Below are 16,212 nucleotides of genomic sequence, written 5' to 3' on the forward strand. Positions count from 1 at the left end.
GGGGTGCGGCTCATTATCGCGTTTTACACAGCGTTTCGCTATCAGGCGTAGCCGTAGCTCATCAGACGCTGGTAACGGCGGTTGCGCAGCTCGTCTTTGCTCAGCCCTTCCAGATCGGCGAGATCTGCCAGCAGCTGCGCTTTCAGCGAAGCGGCAATGGCTTCCGGGTTGCGGTGTGCGCCGCCCAGCGGTTCCGGAATGATAGAGTCGATCAGTTTCAGCTCTTTCAGACGCGGTGCGATGATGCCCATTGCATCGGCCGCCAGCGGTGCTTTGTCCGCGCTTTTCCACAGGATCGAGGCACACCCTTCCGGGGAGATCACCGAGTAGGTGCTGTACTGCAGCATATTGACCTTGTCGCCAACGCCAATCGCCAGCGCGCCGCCGGAGCCGCCTTCGCCAATCACGGTGCAGATAACCGGCACGCTCAGGCGAGACATTTCACGCAGGTTGCGGGCAATCGCTTCAGACTGGCCGCGCTCTTCCGCGCCAACGCCCGGATAGGCACCCGGCGTGTCGATGAAGGTGATGATCGGCATGTTAAAGCGTTCCGCCATCTCCATCAGGCGCAGCGCTTTACGATACCCTTCCGGCGCTGGCATACCGAAGTTGCGGCGAATCTTCTCTTTCGTTTCACGGCCTTTCTGATGACCAATGATCATCACCGGGCGACCATCCAGACGCGCGATGCCGCCAACGATAGCTTTATCGTCAGCATAGGCGCGGTCGCCGGCCAGCTCGTCAAATTCGTCGAACGCCAGGCGAACATAATCCAGGGTGTATGGACGCAGCGGATGGCGGGCTAACTGCGCAACCTGCCAGGCACCGAGATCGGCAAAGATTTTACGTGTCAGCTCTACGCTCTTTTCACGTAGACGATGCACCTCTTCGTCGATGTTAATATCCAGTTTTTCATCCTGACGGCCAACGGCGGTCAGAGAATCGATTTTCGCTTCCAGCTCAGCAATCGGCTGTTCGAAATCAAGGAAATTCAGACTCATAGTATTCCTGTATTAGTCAAACTCCAGTTCCACCTGCTCCGAACCAATGAGGCCACGCAGATCATTAAGTAAACGATCGCTCGGAGAGACACGCCAGGTTGCGCCGAAGCGTAACCGCGCGCGCGCATCCGCCCTCTGGTAATAGAGATGTACTGGAATGGTTCCCGAACGGTGGGGTTCCAGAGACTGACGGAGTCGGTTTAAAAGCTGGTCATCAATTTGCCTGTCCGTCAGCGATATAGCAAGCCCGCGGGCATATTTTTCACGGGCCTCGTCAATGTCCATGACTTCACGGGCGGTCATTTTAAGCCCACCGCTGAAGTCATCAAAGCTGACCTGTCCGCTGACGATGAGTATGCGGTCTTTTTCCAGCAGCTGCTGGTATTTATCCAGCGCGTCAGTGAACAACATCACTTCAAGACGCCCGGAACGGTCATCCAACGTACAGATGCCGATACGATTGCCGCGCTTGGTGACCATAACCCGCGCAGCAATGACGAGCCCGGCCGCCGTGGTGACCTTCCCACGTTCGGTCGGATGCATGTCTTTCAGCCTGTAGCCTCCGACATAGCGCTCTATCTCTTTTAAATACTGGTTGATCGGGTGTCCCGTCAGGTAGAGCCCTAACGTCTCCCGCTCGCCCTCAAGCTGAACCTGCTCCGGCCACGGCTGGCAGCTGGCGTAGGATTGCTCAATCTGCTCAGGCTCTTCCGCCAGCACGCCGAACATATCTGCCTGGCCGATCGCTTCCGCTTTCGCGTGCTGATCGGCCGCTTTCAGCGCATCGCCGAGCGAGTTCATCAGCGCGGCGCGGTGCGGGCCAAGGCGGTCGAACGCCCCGGACATAATCAGCTTTTCCAGCACCCGGCGGTTGAGCTTTTTGATATCGGTGCGCGCACAGAGATCGAACAGCTCGCGGAAATAGCCGCCGTTGTTACGCGCTTCGATAATCGCTTCAATCGGCCCTTCGCCCACGCCTTTGATCGCGCCGATGCCGTAGACGATCTCGCCATCGTCGTTGACGTGGAAGTGGTAGAGCCCGGAGTTAATGTCCGGCGGCAGGATCTTCAGCCCATGCGCCAGCACTCATCCACCAGCCCGACCACTTTCTCGGTGTTGTCCATATCTGCAGTCATTACTGCTGCCATAAACTCGGCCGGATAGTGCGCTTTTAGCCACAGGGTCTGGTAGGAAACCAAAGCATAGGCGGCGGAGTGTGATTTGTTAAATCCATACCCGGCGAATTTCTCCACCAGGTCGAAGATTTTTATCGCCAGTTCGCCATCGATACCGTTTTTCTTCGCGCCATCTTCAAAAATGGAGCGCTGTTTGGCCATCTCTTCCGGCTTCTTCTTACCCATCGCACGACGCAGCATATCCGCGCCACCGAGGGTATAACCGGAGAGCACTTGGGCAATCTGCATTACCTGTTCCTGATACAGGATAATGCCGTAGGTCGGCTCCAGCACCGGCTTCAGGCTCTCGTGCTGCCACTGCACGTCAGGGTAGGAGATCTCTTCGCGCCCGTGCTTACGGTCGATAAAGTTATCTACCATGCCCGATTGCAGCGGACCGGGGCGGAACAGCGCCACCAGTGCGATCATATCTTCGAAGCAGTCCGGCTGCAGACGCTTGATCAGATCCTTCATGCCGCGGGATTCAAGCTGGAAGACCGCCGTGGTCTCCGAGCGTTGCAGCATGTCGAAGCTCTTCTTGTCTTCAAGCGGAATGGCGGCGATATCCAGCGGCGGCTCGCCCTGCTTCTCGCGCCGGGCGTTGATCATCTCCAGCGCCCAGTTGATGATGGTGAGCGTACGCAGGCCGAGGAAGTCGAACTTCACCAGCCCGGCGTATTCCACGTCGTTCTTATCAAACTGGGTAACCGGATGCTGCCCGGCTTCATCGCAGTAAAGCGGTGCAAAATCGGTAATTTTGGTAGGCGCAATCACCACGCCACCGGCGTGTTTACCGGCGTTACGCGTCACCCCTTCCAGCTTGCGCGCCATGTCAATCAGCGCCCGCACCTCTTCGTCGGCTTCGTAGATCTCCGGCAGCTGCGGCTCTGCTTCAAAGGCTTTTGCCAGCGTCATGCCCGGATCGGGCGGCACCAGCTTGGAGATACGGTCGACAAAGCCATAGGGGTGGCCCAGCACGCGGCCAACGTCGCGGATAACCGCTTTCGCCGCCATGGTACCAAAGGTGATGATCTGCGACACCGCGTCGCGGCCATACATATCCGCCACGTGCTCGATTACCTGGTCACGTTTCTCCATGCAGAAGTCGACGTCGAAGTCGGGCATTGAGACACGTTCCGGGTTAAGGAAACGTTCGAACAGCAGGTCAAACTCCAGCGGGTCGAGATCGGTGATCTTCAGCGCATAGGCGACCAGCGACCCGGCACCGGAACCACGTCCAGGCCCGACGGGCACGCCGTTATCTTTCGACCACTGGATAAACTCCATAACGATCAGGAAGTAGCCCGGGAAGCCCATCTGGTTGATAACCTGGAGCTCAATGTCGAGGCGCTCGTCGTAAGGCGGGCGTTTCTCGGCACGCACTGCCGGATCGGGGAAGAGGAATTCAAGTCGCTCTTCCAGCCCCTCTTTCGATTTCACGACCAGGAAGTCTTCGGTGGTCATATCCCCGGTCGGGAACTGCGGCAGGAAGTACTCGCCGAGGCGCACGGTGACGTTACAGCGTTTAGCAATTTCGACGCTGTTTTCCAGCGCTTCCGGAATATCGGAGAAGAGTTCGCACATCTCCTCTTCGTTGCGCATATATTGCTGCGGCGAGTAGTTACGCGGGCGTTTGGGATCGTCGAGGGTAAAGCCGTCGTGGATGGCGACGCGAATTTCATGGGCGTCAAAGTCGCCCTCTTCGAGGAAGCGGACATCGTTGGTGGCGACAACCGGCAACCCCTGCGCTTCTGCCAGCGCGACTGCCGCGTGCAGGTAGTTCTCTTCGTCCTGACGACCGGTGCGGATCAGCTCCAGATAGTAGCGATCCGGGAAATGGGTTTTATAGAAATCGAGGCACTGCTCCACCAGCGCGCTGTTGCCGCGCAGCAGGCTTTTGCCGACGTCGCCCATTCGCGCGCCGGAAAGCAGGATCAGCCCTTCGTTAAGCTCAATTAGCCAGTCGCGATCGATATAAGGGCCCGCCGCGCCGTAGCCGCGCTGATAGGCGCGCGAAATCAGCAGCGTCAGGTTCTGGTAGCCGGTATTGTTGGCGGCGAGGACGGTAAGCTGCGTCAGCTCGTCACCAATCAGATCGCACTGCACGTGGAAGTCAGCGCCGACGATGGGCTTGATCCCGGCACCGTGCGCCGTTCCGTAGAACTTCACCAGACCGCAGAGGTTGGTAAAATCGGTGATCGCCAGCGCGGGCGAGCCAAGGGCGGCCGCCTTCTTCACCAGCGGCCCGGTTTTCGCCAGCCCGTCAATCATGGAGTAGTCGCTATGCACCCGCAGGTGTACGAAACGTGGTTCAGCCATTATTCAATTCCAGCCTGTAGTTTCACGTTCTTAAGAATCAGGAGACGACGCCCAACGCGCGCCTGACCGGCGCAAAGCTGCGTCGGTGATGCTCGGTTGCGCCATGCTCCGTCAGCTTTTCCAGATGAAAAGCCGTGGGATAGCCTTTATGTTGTGCAAAGCCATACTGCGGGAAGATCGCATCCAGCGCGGCCATTTCGGCATCGCGCGTGACTTTGGCGATAATCGACGCCGCGCTGATTTCAGCCACACGGCTGTCGCCTTTCACCACCGCCATCGAGGGCATGGCAAGCGCTGGGCAACGGTTGCCGTCAATCAGCACGTACTCCGGCGTAATAGCAAGCCCGGCGACCGCGCGCTGCATTGCCAGCATCGTGGCGTGCAGAATATTAAGCTCATCGATCTCGTGCGGCTCCGCGCGGCCGAGACTCCAGGCCAGCGCTTTCTCTTTAATCTCATCAAAGAGCGACAAACGGCGTTTTTCGGAAAGTTTTTTTGAGTCGTTGAGACCCACAATTGGCCGAGCGGGATCGAGGATCACCGCCGCCGTCACAACCGCGCCGACCAGCGGGCCGCGCCCTACTTCATCCACACCCGCAACAAGATGCGTGTGCGGATAAACAAACTCAATCATTTTGCTAACTCCAGTACCGCGTCCGCTGCCTGTTCATCGGCATTACAGCGGATGCGCTGATGCAGCTCGCGAAACAGATCATGCATTTCATGGCGGGTTTCACTGTTCGCCAGCAGCGGTTCCAGTGCGGCAGCCAACGCCTGCGGCTGGCACTCTTCCTGCAACAGCTCTTTAACCACTTCGCGCCCGGCGAGCAGGTTCGGCAGGGAAACATAGGGCGTTTTCACCAGCCGTTTCGCCAGCCAGAAGGTGAAGGGCTTCATACGGTAGCCGACCACCATCGGGCATTTCGCCAGCATGCACTCCAGCGCTGCGGTGCCCGAGGCAAGCAGCGCGGCATCGGACGCAATCATCGCTTCCCGCGCCTGGCCATCAAGCAGGTGCACCGTCAAATCTGGCGCAACTTGCGCTTTGATCTGCTCAAACTGCTCGCGGCGTTTCGCATTGACCAGCGGAACCACTACTTCCAGCTCCGGGTAGCGCTCACGCAGCAGCTGCGCGGTACGCAAAAAGTCGGCGCTCAGCATCTCGACTTCTGCACCACGGCTGCCGGGCAGCAGCGCCAGGCAGCGCGCCTGCGGGCTAATTCCCAGATGCGCACGCGCCGCATTTTTATCGGGATCGAGCGGCATGGCATCGGCCATGGTGTGCCCGATAAAGCGGCATGGGACATTAAACCGGTCGTAAAACGCTTTTTCGAAAGGGAGAAACGCCAGTACCAGATCGGTGGCTTTACCAATTTTGAAAACGCGCTTTTGTCGCCACGCCCAGACAGACGGGCTGACGTAGTGAATCGTTTTGATGCCGCGTTTTTTTAAATTACCCTCAAGAGTAATGTTAAAGTCTGGCGCATCAATCCCGACAAACACATCGGGTTGCAGCTCGCTGAAGCGGCGGGTCAAATCAGCGCGGATATGCAGCAGGCGACGCAGACGGCCGAGTACTTCGACAATCCCCATCACCGCCAGCTCTTCCATCTCATACCAGGCTTCACACCCTTCAGCCTGCATACGCGGGCCGGCAACGCCAACAAAACGGGCGTTGGGCACGCGCGCTCTCAGTGCGCGGATAAGACCGGCACCAAGAATATCGCCGGAGGTTTCTCCGGCGACAAGGGCTATCGTAAGCGGACGCTTGTCGACCATTAACGGATCAGGCCACGCGTCGAGCGCTCAAAGAACTGCATAAACGCATCAACTTCCGGGTGCTTCGCAGCAAGCTCGGCAATCTCCGGTTTTGCTTCGTCGAGCGTTTTACCGCTGCGATAGAGCAATTTGTACGCGTTACGGATAGCCACAAGCGCTTCGCGGCTGAAGCCACGGCGTTTCAGGCCTTCGATGTTCACGCCATACGGCGTGGCATGGTTGCCCTGAGCAATGACATAAGGCGGTACGTCCTGCGCGACGCCGGAGCAGCCGCCAACCATTACGTGCTCGCCAATAATGCAGAACTGGTGAACTGCCGTCATGCCGCCGATGATCGCAAAATCACCGATTGTGACGTGGCCGCCCAGCGTTGCATTATTCGCGAGGATGCAGCGGTTACCGATAATGCAGTCATGCGCAACGTGCGAGTTGATCATCAGTAAGTTATCGCTGCCCACCTTCGTCAGTCCAGCGTCCTGTACTGTGCCACGATGGATGGTGACGCTTTCGCGAATGCGGTTGCGATCGCCAATTTCCACACGGGTCGGTTCACCAGCATATTTCAGATCCTGGTTCACTTCGCCGATGGAGGCGAACTGATAAATCTCGTTATCACGACCGATTTTGGTGTGGCCGTTAACAACAACGTGAGATTTCAGTACGGTCCCTTCGCCGATTTCGACGTGAGGTCCCACAATACAAAACGGGCCAATATGAACGTTGGCGCCAATGACGGCACCCTCTTCAACAATGGCGGTAGGATGAATAAAGGCGGTTTTATCAATCACGTATCAGGCCTCCCGGCTACGTGCACACATCATAGTAGCTTCACAAACAACTTTACCGTCAACCATAGCAACCCCTTTAAAGCGGGTCACGCCACGGCGCGTTTTCTCGAAAGTGACTTCCATGATCATCTGATCGCCAGGCACAACCGGGCGCTTAAAGCGCGCTTCGTCGATGCCGGCGAAGTAGTACAGCTCACCCGGTTCCAGTTTACCAACGCTTTTAAACGCCAGAATACCGGTTGCCTGCGCCATTGCTTCGAGGATCAGCACGCCCGGGAAAATCGGTTTGCCAGGGAAGTGGCCCTGGAAAAACGGTTCGTTTACCGTAACATTTTTGACTGCGCGCAGAAAACGACCCTCTTCAAAATCCAGCACACGATCTACCAGTAAGAACGGGTAGCGGTGCGGCAGAAGCTCCAGGATCTCTTCAATGTGCAGAGTATGAGTGTCAGTAGTCAAAATACTCTTCCTGTCTAAATATACAAAAAAGCAATAATAACACGGCCCGCGACATTCCTGAGAATGCCAACAGGCCGGGGAGTATATACACTTTATGCGTCGAGTTGCAGAGGCGTTTTGTCGCTTTTTCTGTTAACCCGAACGCTTTTGTGTACAAGCGTCAGGTGAATGAATTACTCGTCTTGTTGATTTATCTTGCGCTCGACAGCTTTCAAACGCTTACTCATCTCGTCGATATTCATCACCAGGGCTGCGGTTTTTCGCCACGTTTTATTGGGTTGTAACGGAATGCCGGAAGAATAAATGCCTGGCTCAGTGATAGGACGCATCACCATACCCATCCCCGTTACCGTAACCTTGTCGCAAATTTCCATATGCCCGTTGATTACGCTGGCTCCGCCAATCATGCAGTAGCGGCCAATTTTCAGGCTGCCTGCCATGATGACGCCACCGGCAACGGCGGTATTGTCGCCAATCACAACGTTATGTGCAATCTGACACTGGTTATCGATAATTACGCCGTTACCGATACGGGTGTCATCAAGCGCGCCGCGGTCGATGGTGGTACATGCGCCAATCTCGACATTGTTGCCGATGATTACGCGACCAAGTTGCGGGATTTTCACCCAATTTCCGCGATCGTTAGCATAACCAAAGCCATCCGAACCTATTACCGTCCCCGATTGAACCAGGCAGTTCTCACCGATCTCAATCTCATGGTAAATAGATACGTTGGCCCAAAGACGCGATCCTGCGCCAATTTTCGTATTTTTCCCCACGAAGCAGCCAGGGCCGATCACGACGTTGTCGCCGAGGGTCACCCCGGATTCAATCACCGCATTCGCGCCGATAGAGACATTGCTGCCCAGCGTCGCGGTCGGATCGATAACGGCGCCAGGGGCGATGTTCTGCGCAGGCTGCGGCGTGGTATCAAGAATTTGTGCCATACGCGCGTAGGTCAGATAAGGGTTCTTCACGACCAGTGCGGCGCTGTGGGCAAAAGGAAGATCGTCCTGCGTCATTACAACGGCAGAGGCCTGGCATGCGGCCAGGTGTTCACGGTATTTAGGATTTACCATGAAAGTGATATGACCTGCTTCGGCAGATTGCATGGACGCAACGCCGGTGATGACGATATCGCCATCACCGTGTAATTCTGCATCCAACTGCTGAGCTAAATCAGCGAGTCGAATTGAAGGCATTACTTATTTAACCTGTTTCAGTACATCAGCGGTGATGTCTTTCACATCATTGCTGTTGTAAATAACGGCATTGGCAGGGATAACCAGATCCACACCCTGATCGGCAGCGACTTTCTTCACTGCGGACTGGATGCGGGTGACCAGCTTGCCGCGCTCTTCGTTAGAGCGGCGAGCCTGATCCTGCTCAAAAGCCTGCGCTTTCTGAGCGAATGCCTGGCGACCGGAAGTGATATCTTTTTCCAGTTTGCTGCGCTCGCTCGCTTTCATGGTAGAACCGTCGCGCTGCAAACGCTGTGCTTTTGCTTGCAGGTCGGACTCCATGCTCTGCAGTTCGTTGGCACGGCCGCCGAATTCGTTTTTCATGGTCTGAGAAACGCCGGAAGTCTGTGCGACCTGCTGTAACAGGTTACCCATATCAACAATCGCAATTTTGTCAGCAGCTTGAGCCGACGCGGCCATTGCCAGACTTAAACCTGCAGCTAATAACAACTTTTTCACAATTAACTCCTTACCATCCCGTTTGTACCCGGAGGTACAGCTCTTTGCGAGGCTGGGCTTCTTCGAAGCCGCAGCCATCACTACACTGCTTGCGCATTCCGTTGCAGTGCGGCGTTACCAGGTTTTACCGATGTTAAACTGGAACTGCTCCGCTTTGTCTCCATCGTACTTTTTAAACGGCTGGGCGTAGGAGAAGACCAACGGCCCCAATGGGGACATCCATTGTAGTGCGATACCGGCAGACATGCGGATATTGCTCGGATCGCTATAATCCGGAATACCCAGCGCTTTCATCTCCGCGGTATTTTGCCAGTTCGTATCCCATACGCTGCCCGCATCCCAGAAGAAGGAGGTACGTACAGAGTTAGCATACTTCTCGCTGATAAACGGCGTTGGCGTGATCAGCTCAGCGCTGACAACACCCATTGCGTTACCGCCCACCGCATCGTCAGACTTACAGAATTTCGACGTGGTAGTGTTACAGTTTTCCAGACCGCTGCCGCCGTAGTAGACCGCTTTCGGACCAATGTTATTGGACTGGAAGCCGCGCACGGTGCTGGAACCACCTGCATAGAAGTTCTCATAGAACGGCATTTCTTTGCTACCGATACCATCGCCATAGCCCCAACGTGTACGACCCAGCATCACCCATTTGTGATCCTCGTCAATCGGGAAGTAGGACGCGGTATCGACAGTGACTTTGTAGAACTCATTATCAGAGCCCGGAATCGTCACTTTACCGTTCAGGTTGACGCGTGAACCTTTCGTCGGGAAGTAACCGCGGTCAAGGTTGTTATACGTCCAGCCATAGTTGAAGGTGAAATCATCCGCTGAATAGCCGTTGCTGTCATCCCTGGTGCTGGCATTCTGCCCCACGGAGTCGAGATAACGCCACATGGCGATCTGCGGCTGCATCTTCGACAGGCTGTTGTGCACGTAGCCTAAGCCGGTGCGCAGCGTGTTGTATTCGTTAATCGGGAACCCGAGCGTGCCATCCAGACCATAACTTTTGTTGGTGTAGGATGAGAGATCCGCGTCGTCCGCTTTAAAGTCGTTGTAGAACAGACGGCCGCCGAGGCTCACGCCATCAACCGTGAAGTACGGGTTGGTGACCGAGAGTTCCGAGTAGGTCTGGTAGTCGTTCTTGGTGCCGCTGATGCCAACAGAGTAACCGGTACCTAACCAGTTATCCTGCTGCACGCCGACCTGGAAGCTAACGCCGCTTTCCGTGCCGTAACCGACACCAAAGTTGAAGCTACCGGTGTTACGCTCTTTGACTTTGTAAACCACATCAACCTGATCCGGGCTGCCCGGAACACGCTGCGTTTCGCTATCGACGGTTTCAAAGTAGCCGAGACGGTTCAGACGCTCTTTACCCTGATCGACCAGATCGCTGCCGAGCCATGCCCCTTCCATCTGGCGCATTTCGCGACGCAGAACGGTATCTTTCGAGGTGTCATTGCCTTCAAAGCGGATCTTACGCACGTAGAAACGGTTACCCGCATCGACGTTGATATGCAGCTTAACGGTCTTATCGGCGTCATTGATCTCAGGCTGAGACTGTACGCGCGGATAGGCATAACCATAGCGACCCAGAAGCTTTTTAATATCGTCTTCCATTTTGGTCACTTTGGTGCCGTTGTAGAGCTCGCCCGGCTGAATTTTGGTCAGGCCTTCTATTTCCGCTGAGTGGCCCGCCAGATTGCCGGCAACCTGCACGCCAGAAAGCTTGTACTGATCGCCTTCGGTGACGTTAACGGTAATGTAGATGCCTTTTTTGTCCGGCGTCAGGCTAACCTGCGTCGAATCAATGTTGAAACGGGCATAACCGCGATCCAGGTAGTAGCTGCGCAGGGTTTCAAGATCGCCCGCCAGCTTCTGTTTCTGGTATTTACGATCGCCGACTACGTTCCACCATGGCACTTCATCGCGCAGCTGGAAGTTAGAGATCAGCTGTTCGGTTGAAAACGCGTGGTTACCGACGATGTTGATCTGCTGGATCTGCGCGGAGACGCCCTCCTGGAAGACCAGCTTCAGATCGACGCGGTTACGCGGCAGCGGCGTGACGACAGCTTTTACGCTGGCGCTGTATTTACCGACGCTGTAGTAGAAATCTTCCAGCCCTTTTTCAATATCGGATAGGGTGGTGCGATCCAGTGATTCGCCAACACGCACGCCAGAAGCCTCGAGGTTCTGTTTCAGCATGTCATCTTTTACCGACTTGTTGCCGGAGAAGGTGATGCTGGCGATTGTCGGGCGTTCTTTCACCTGAACGAGAAGGGTATCGCCATCACGCAGGACACGAACATCCTCAAAGTTGCCAGTGGCAAACAGTGCGCGAATGGTGTTACTGATGTCTTCATCATTCACCGTATCGCCTGGACGTACTGGCATACTGAGGAGGGCCGCACCAACGGCGACACGCTGTAGGCCTTCGAAATGAATATCCTTCACTACGAACCCCTCAGCACCGTATACGGTGGCGCTGCTAAACAGCAGCGACGCTATGAGCAACTTTTTCATCGCCATCGTTATTATGCGTTCTTCCTAACAAACTCTCTTACAAGCGAGAGAAATCATTGAAAAGTGCAAGCCCCATTAACAACACCAGCAAAATAGAGCCAATGCGATAACTAAAGTCTTGAACTCGCTCGGATACCGGTCCGCCTTTCAGCTTCTCAATCGCTAAAAACAGCAGATGTCCGCCGTCTAAAACGGGGAGCGGGAACAGATTGATAATGCCTAAGTTCACGCTTATCAAAGCGAGGAACATCAGGTAGTAAATCAACCCGAACTCTGCTGACATCCCAGCCCCCTGGGCGATAGAGATCGGCCCACTGAGGTTGTTCAGTTTTACATCACCGGTGATCAATTTCCCCAACATACTGACCGTCAGCTTCATCAACTGCCAGGTTTTACCCGTGGCTTCGGCGATGGCGCTGAAAGGCCCGTACTGGCGTACTGTCTTATATTCATCCGGCAGCGGGATAATTTTGGGCACGACGCCCGCAAAACCCTCTGCCTTGTTACCGGGTTTCGTATCCGGTACCAGTGTTACAGACAAGGGAGTCCCCTGCCTGTCCACGTCTAACGCTAACGCCTTACCGGGGTTGTCCCGCACCAGCGTGACAAAGGTGGTCCACTGCGTTAACTGCTGACCCTCGACTTTAACGATCCTGTCGCCTGCTTGCAAACCTGCTTTGCTGGCGGCGGAACCGCTCTGGACTTCAGCGAGCACCGGTTCCAGCTGCGCGGAGCGCGGCCGAATCCCCAGCGACATCACCGGATCGTCCTTGTCAGGCGCAAAGGTCCAGTGGCGCAGGTCCAGCACTTTATCCTGTCGATTGTTACTGCCGAAAGGTGCCACGCTGACGGTCGTCTGACTGTCACCGATTTTTGACACCAGCTGTAAGCGCACTGCATCCCAATCAGGCGTTTCGATACCATCAATGGCTTTAAGTTCCGTGCCGGGTGCAATTTGCGCGCTTGCAGCGATAGAGTTGGGCGTTATTTCACCAATTACCGGGCGAACGCCAGGGACGCCGATGATAAACACCAGCCAGTAGGCGAAGATAGCGAAGATGAAGTTGGCGATGGGACCCGCCGCGATCACCGCGGCGCGCTGGCCGACGGTTTTGTTGTTAAACGCGAAGTGGCGCATCTCCGGGGCGACCGGCTCGACGCGCTCATCGAGCATTTTGACGTAGCCGCCCAGCGGGATCAGGGCGATAACAAATTCGGTGCCCTGCTTATCGAAGCGGCGCCAGAGCGCTTTACCAAAACCAATGGAGAAGCGCTCGACGCGGACGCCGCAGCGGCGAGCAACCCAGAAATGGCCAAATTCATGCACCGTGATCAAAACACCAAGCGCAATAATGAACGCCGCCAGATTCCAGAGAATGCTCAGCATAAAACCTTCCGTCAAATCGTCCTGAAAACCAGCAGTAACAGACAGGCAAATACGGGAACCGCCGCCGTCAGGCTGTCAATGCGATCCAGTATACCGCCGTGGCCTGGAATAAGATGACCACTATCTTTAATGCCGGCTTCACGCTTGAACATGCTCTCGGTTAAATCGCCCAGCACCGAAGCAAGCGCGGCCACCACAGAGCAGATCAGCAGCGTTGAGTGCGCCACTTCAAGGTTCGCCCATGCGCCGTAGCCCCAGGAGATGATCCCTGCGGTCAGCAATCCGCCGAGGAAACCTTGCCAGGTTTTACCGGGCGACACTTTCGGTGCCAGCTTATGTTTGCCAAACAGTTTGCCAAACATATAAGCACCCGAGTCCGCGCCCCAGACAAGGATCATGACGTAGAGCAACCAGATTGCGCCGCTGTAGGGGTTGACCTCATAGTGCCAGACCCGCAGCGCCAGCATGCCCCAGAAGAAGGGAATGATGGTGAGAACGCCAAACAGCAGGCGCAGCGCTTTAGAGTTGCGCCACAGCGCCGCAGAGGCCGGATAACCCAGCACCAGCCCCAATGCCGCCAGCCACCACACCAGAGAGGCCCAAAGCGAGCCTTCAACCAGCGGCTGGTGAACGTTGTGATGATACTCCGGCAGCGTAAACAGCATCAGCGCTAACAGCAGCCCACAGAGCACCGCCAGCCACACGCGCTGCGTGCGCGAGGTTAAGCCGCTCAGCTGACCCCATTCCCATGCGGCGAGCATGCAGACGGCGAGAGTGATAATCGCAAATCCCACCGGTGGCAGCAAAAAAAGCGCCGCGATAACAATGGGTATCAATACAAACGCAGAAATCAGGCGATACTTCAGCAAAAGCAACCCCCATCAGGCTTTGTCGCCACCAGGCTCGGTACCACCGAAACGACGCTCTCGATTAGCAAAGGCATTCAGCGCACCTTCAAAGTCTTGTTCATCAAAATCAGGCCAAAGAACATCAGTAAAGTAAAGTTCGGCATAGGCAATTTGCCAAAGTAAAAAATTACTTATGCGATGTTCGCCGCCCGTCCTAATCACTAAATCAACGGGAGCCAGCTCATGCATGCAGACTTGCTTGTTCAGCGTCTCTTCATCTATTTCGTCCGGGCGCAACAGCCCTTCCTGCACTTGCTCAGCTAAATGCCGAACTCCCTGAACGATATCCCAGCGCCCACCGTAGTTGGCGGCGATATTTAACGTTAGCCCGCTGTTCTGGGCGGTTAACGCTTCCGCTTTGCGGATTCGCTCCTGCAAACGCGCATTAAACCGGCTGGTATCGCCAATAATGCGTAAACGAACATTATGGCGGTGCAGGCTTTTCACTTCGCTATCCAGCGCCCACACAAACAGTTCCATCAGCGCGCTCACTTCCTGCGCCGGACGGTTCCAGTTTTCGCTACTAAAAGCATACAGCGTCAGCGCGTCGATACCATTGTTGGCGGCAAAAGAGACTGCGCGGCGAACGGATTTCGCTCCCGCTCTGTGTCCAAAGGCACGGAGTTTCCCCTGCCTTTTTGCCCAGCGACCATTGCCATCCATAATTATCGCTACATGGCGGCAGCCATGCGTTGGCAAATTTTCGCTTATCGGTTGGTTAGCAGACAACATAACGCGTTTTAGTCCCTGAAAAGGATTTAGCGGTACTCAGGAATACAAAAGCCTTCACACAAAAAAGCCGCGCAAACCACGGCTTACACAATTCGCCATAATAAAAAGCGGCAATTTTGTGGCGCAGACTATATCACTGAAGCCCTACGCTAACAAATAGCACCGTCACTCCGGACAGCATTATCACTAGCTTGCGAAGCGCATCACTTGTTTTTGCGCAATCTCTCGTGCCAGTACATCGACGGCCAGAACGTCATCAATACTCTGCGGTTCACGTAAATCCATCTGTTCCAGCACAGAGAGATTGAGAGCGGCAATATCAGTGAAACGAATAGCGGATGCCAGGAAAGCCGAAACGGCCACTTCATTCGCTGCATTTAGCGCGGTTGTCGCCGCCTGACCCTCGCTGGAGGCGTCAATCGCCAGCTTCAGACAGGGATAACGATCGAAATCGGGGGCGGCAAAAGTCAATGCGCTCAGCTTGCAGAAATCCAGAGCGTTGACACCTGACGACACACGCTCCGGCCAGGCCATCGTGTGTGCGATGGGTGTTCGCATATCCGGTTCACCCAACTGCGCCAACACACTGCCATCCTGATAACGCACCATGGAGTGGATCACCGATTGCGGGTGAATCAGCACTTCCATCTGGCGGGCAGCGGCATTAAATAACCAGCGTGCTTCAATGTATTCCAGACCTTTATTCATCATGGTGGCGGAATCAACGGAGATTTTACGCCCCATCGACCAGTTCGGATGGCGACAAGCCTGATCCGGCGTCATCAGCGCCAGATCCGCCATCGGCGTCTCCCGGAATGGGCCACCAGACCCGGTAAGCAGAATAGACGATACGCCATTCTGTTCGAGATCAGCGTACCCCAGGTTATGCTGGATTGGTTCCGGCAAACTCTGAAAAATCGCATTATGCTCGCTGTCGACCGGCAGCAGCTGCGCCCTGCTCTCTTTCACCGCCTCCATAAACAGGCGGCCACAGGTAACAAGCGACTCTTTATTGGCAAGCAGTACGCTTTTACCGGCACGAATAGCGGCAAGCGTTGGCAATAATCCAGCCGCGCCGACGATAGCGGCCATCACCTGATCGACCTCATCAAGCGCCGCCATCTCACAGGCGGCCTGCTGGCCGCTCAGCACTTCAGTGCGGCTGCCATGCTCGCTCAGGGTGCGCTGTAGCTGCTGTGCGCTGTCAGCGTCATCCATCACCGCATAACGCGGAGAGAACTCGAGGCACTGTTCCACCATGCGCGCGACATTTTTTCCCGCGACCAGCGCGGTGACGGTGAAACGATCGGGATTATGACGAACCACAGCAAGCGTGCTGCAACCTATGGAACCCGTTGAGCCCAGAAGAGTTAAATGCTTCATGAAACGCTCGCAACGTTGCAAGGGGGGAAAGCAAAAACGCCGTCAGCAAGCCGCTTGC

At 55.6% G+C, this 16,212-nt stretch carries 12 protein-coding genes and 1 pseudogene; all 13 read right to left on the minus strand.

The window, feature by feature from the left end; genetic code table 11:
* Positions 1-41: 41 nt before the first annotated feature.
* Complete coding sequence (gene accA / locus BWI95_RS01410) at positions 42-1,001, minus strand: acetyl-CoA carboxylase carboxyl transferase subunit alpha (protein ID WP_054802826.1); 960 nt, start codon at positions 999-1,001, stop codon at positions 42-44.
* A 12-nt stretch (positions 1,002-1,013) separates the two neighbouring features.
* A pseudogene (gene dnaE, locus BWI95_RS01415) lies at positions 1,014-4,495 on the minus strand (DNA polymerase III subunit alpha).
* 37 nt (positions 4,496-4,532) lie between these two features.
* Complete coding sequence (gene rnhB, locus BWI95_RS01420) at positions 4,533-5,129, minus strand: ribonuclease HII (RefSeq protein ID WP_042712004.1); 597 nt, start codon at positions 5,127-5,129, stop codon at positions 4,533-4,535.
* Entirely contained in the window at positions 5,126-6,274 is a 1,149-nt protein-coding gene (gene lpxB, locus BWI95_RS01425) for a lipid-A-disaccharide synthase (RefSeq protein ID WP_076768869.1), read from the minus strand. The genes rnhB and lpxB overlap by 4 nt, the downstream gene beginning before the upstream one ends.
* Entirely contained in the window at positions 6,274-7,062 is a 789-nt protein-coding gene (lpxA, locus tag BWI95_RS01430) for an acyl-ACP--UDP-N-acetylglucosamine O-acyltransferase (protein ID WP_054802825.1), read from the minus strand. Before lpxA ends, lpxB begins: the two co-directional genes overlap by 1 nt.
* Before the next feature lie 3 nt (positions 7,063-7,065).
* Complete coding sequence (gene fabZ, locus BWI95_RS01435; protein WP_023480493.1) at positions 7,066-7,521, minus strand: 3-hydroxyacyl-ACP dehydratase FabZ; 456 nt, start codon at positions 7,519-7,521, stop codon at positions 7,066-7,068.
* 173 nt (positions 7,522-7,694) lie between these two features.
* Positions 7,695-8,723, minus strand: a complete 1,029-nt coding sequence (lpxD, locus tag BWI95_RS01440) for a UDP-3-O-(3-hydroxymyristoyl)glucosamine N-acyltransferase (protein WP_034813316.1) — start codon at positions 8,721-8,723, stop codon at positions 7,695-7,697.
* Positions 8,724-8,726: 3 nt separating this feature from the next.
* Positions 8,727-9,221: a molecular chaperone Skp gene (gene skp / locus BWI95_RS01445; RefSeq protein ID WP_023480303.1), complete on the minus strand. Its 495-nt coding sequence runs from the start codon at positions 9,219-9,221 to the stop codon at positions 8,727-8,729.
* Between the two features lie 114 nt (positions 9,222-9,335).
* On the minus strand, positions 9,336-11,750 hold the full coding sequence (bamA, locus tag BWI95_RS01450; RefSeq protein ID WP_076768870.1) for an outer membrane protein assembly factor BamA: 2,415 nt from the start codon (positions 11,748-11,750) through the stop codon (positions 9,336-9,338).
* Positions 11,751-11,781: 31 nt separating this feature from the next.
* Positions 11,782-13,131 carry a sigma E protease regulator RseP gene (gene rseP / locus BWI95_RS01455; RefSeq protein ID WP_054802823.1) on the minus strand — a complete coding sequence of 450 codons (1,350 nt, stop codon included), beginning with the start codon at positions 13,129-13,131 and terminating at the stop codon, positions 11,782-11,784.
* 11 nt (positions 13,132-13,142) lie between these two features.
* Entirely contained in the window at positions 13,143-14,000 is an 858-nt protein-coding gene (gene cdsA, locus BWI95_RS01460; RefSeq protein WP_076768871.1) for a phosphatidate cytidylyltransferase, read from the minus strand.
* Between the two features lie 12 nt (positions 14,001-14,012).
* Positions 14,013-14,771 (minus strand): (2E,6E)-farnesyl-diphosphate-specific ditrans,polycis-undecaprenyl-diphosphate synthase, encoded by a 759-nt coding sequence (gene ispU, locus BWI95_RS01465; RefSeq protein ID WP_023480217.1) that lies wholly within the window; start codon positions 14,769-14,771, stop codon positions 14,013-14,015.
* Positions 14,772-14,957: 186 nt separating this feature from the next.
* Positions 14,958-16,154, minus strand: a complete 1,197-nt coding sequence (gene ispC / locus BWI95_RS01470) for a 1-deoxy-D-xylulose-5-phosphate reductoisomerase (RefSeq protein ID WP_023480337.1) — start codon at positions 16,152-16,154, stop codon at positions 14,958-14,960.
* Positions 16,155-16,212: the final 58 nt, after the last annotated feature.

The sequence above is a fragment of the Kosakonia cowanii JCM 10956 = DSM 18146 genome, from assembly GCF_001975225.1.
Lineage (GTDB): Bacteria > Pseudomonadota > Gammaproteobacteria > Enterobacterales > Enterobacteriaceae > Kosakonia > Kosakonia cowanii.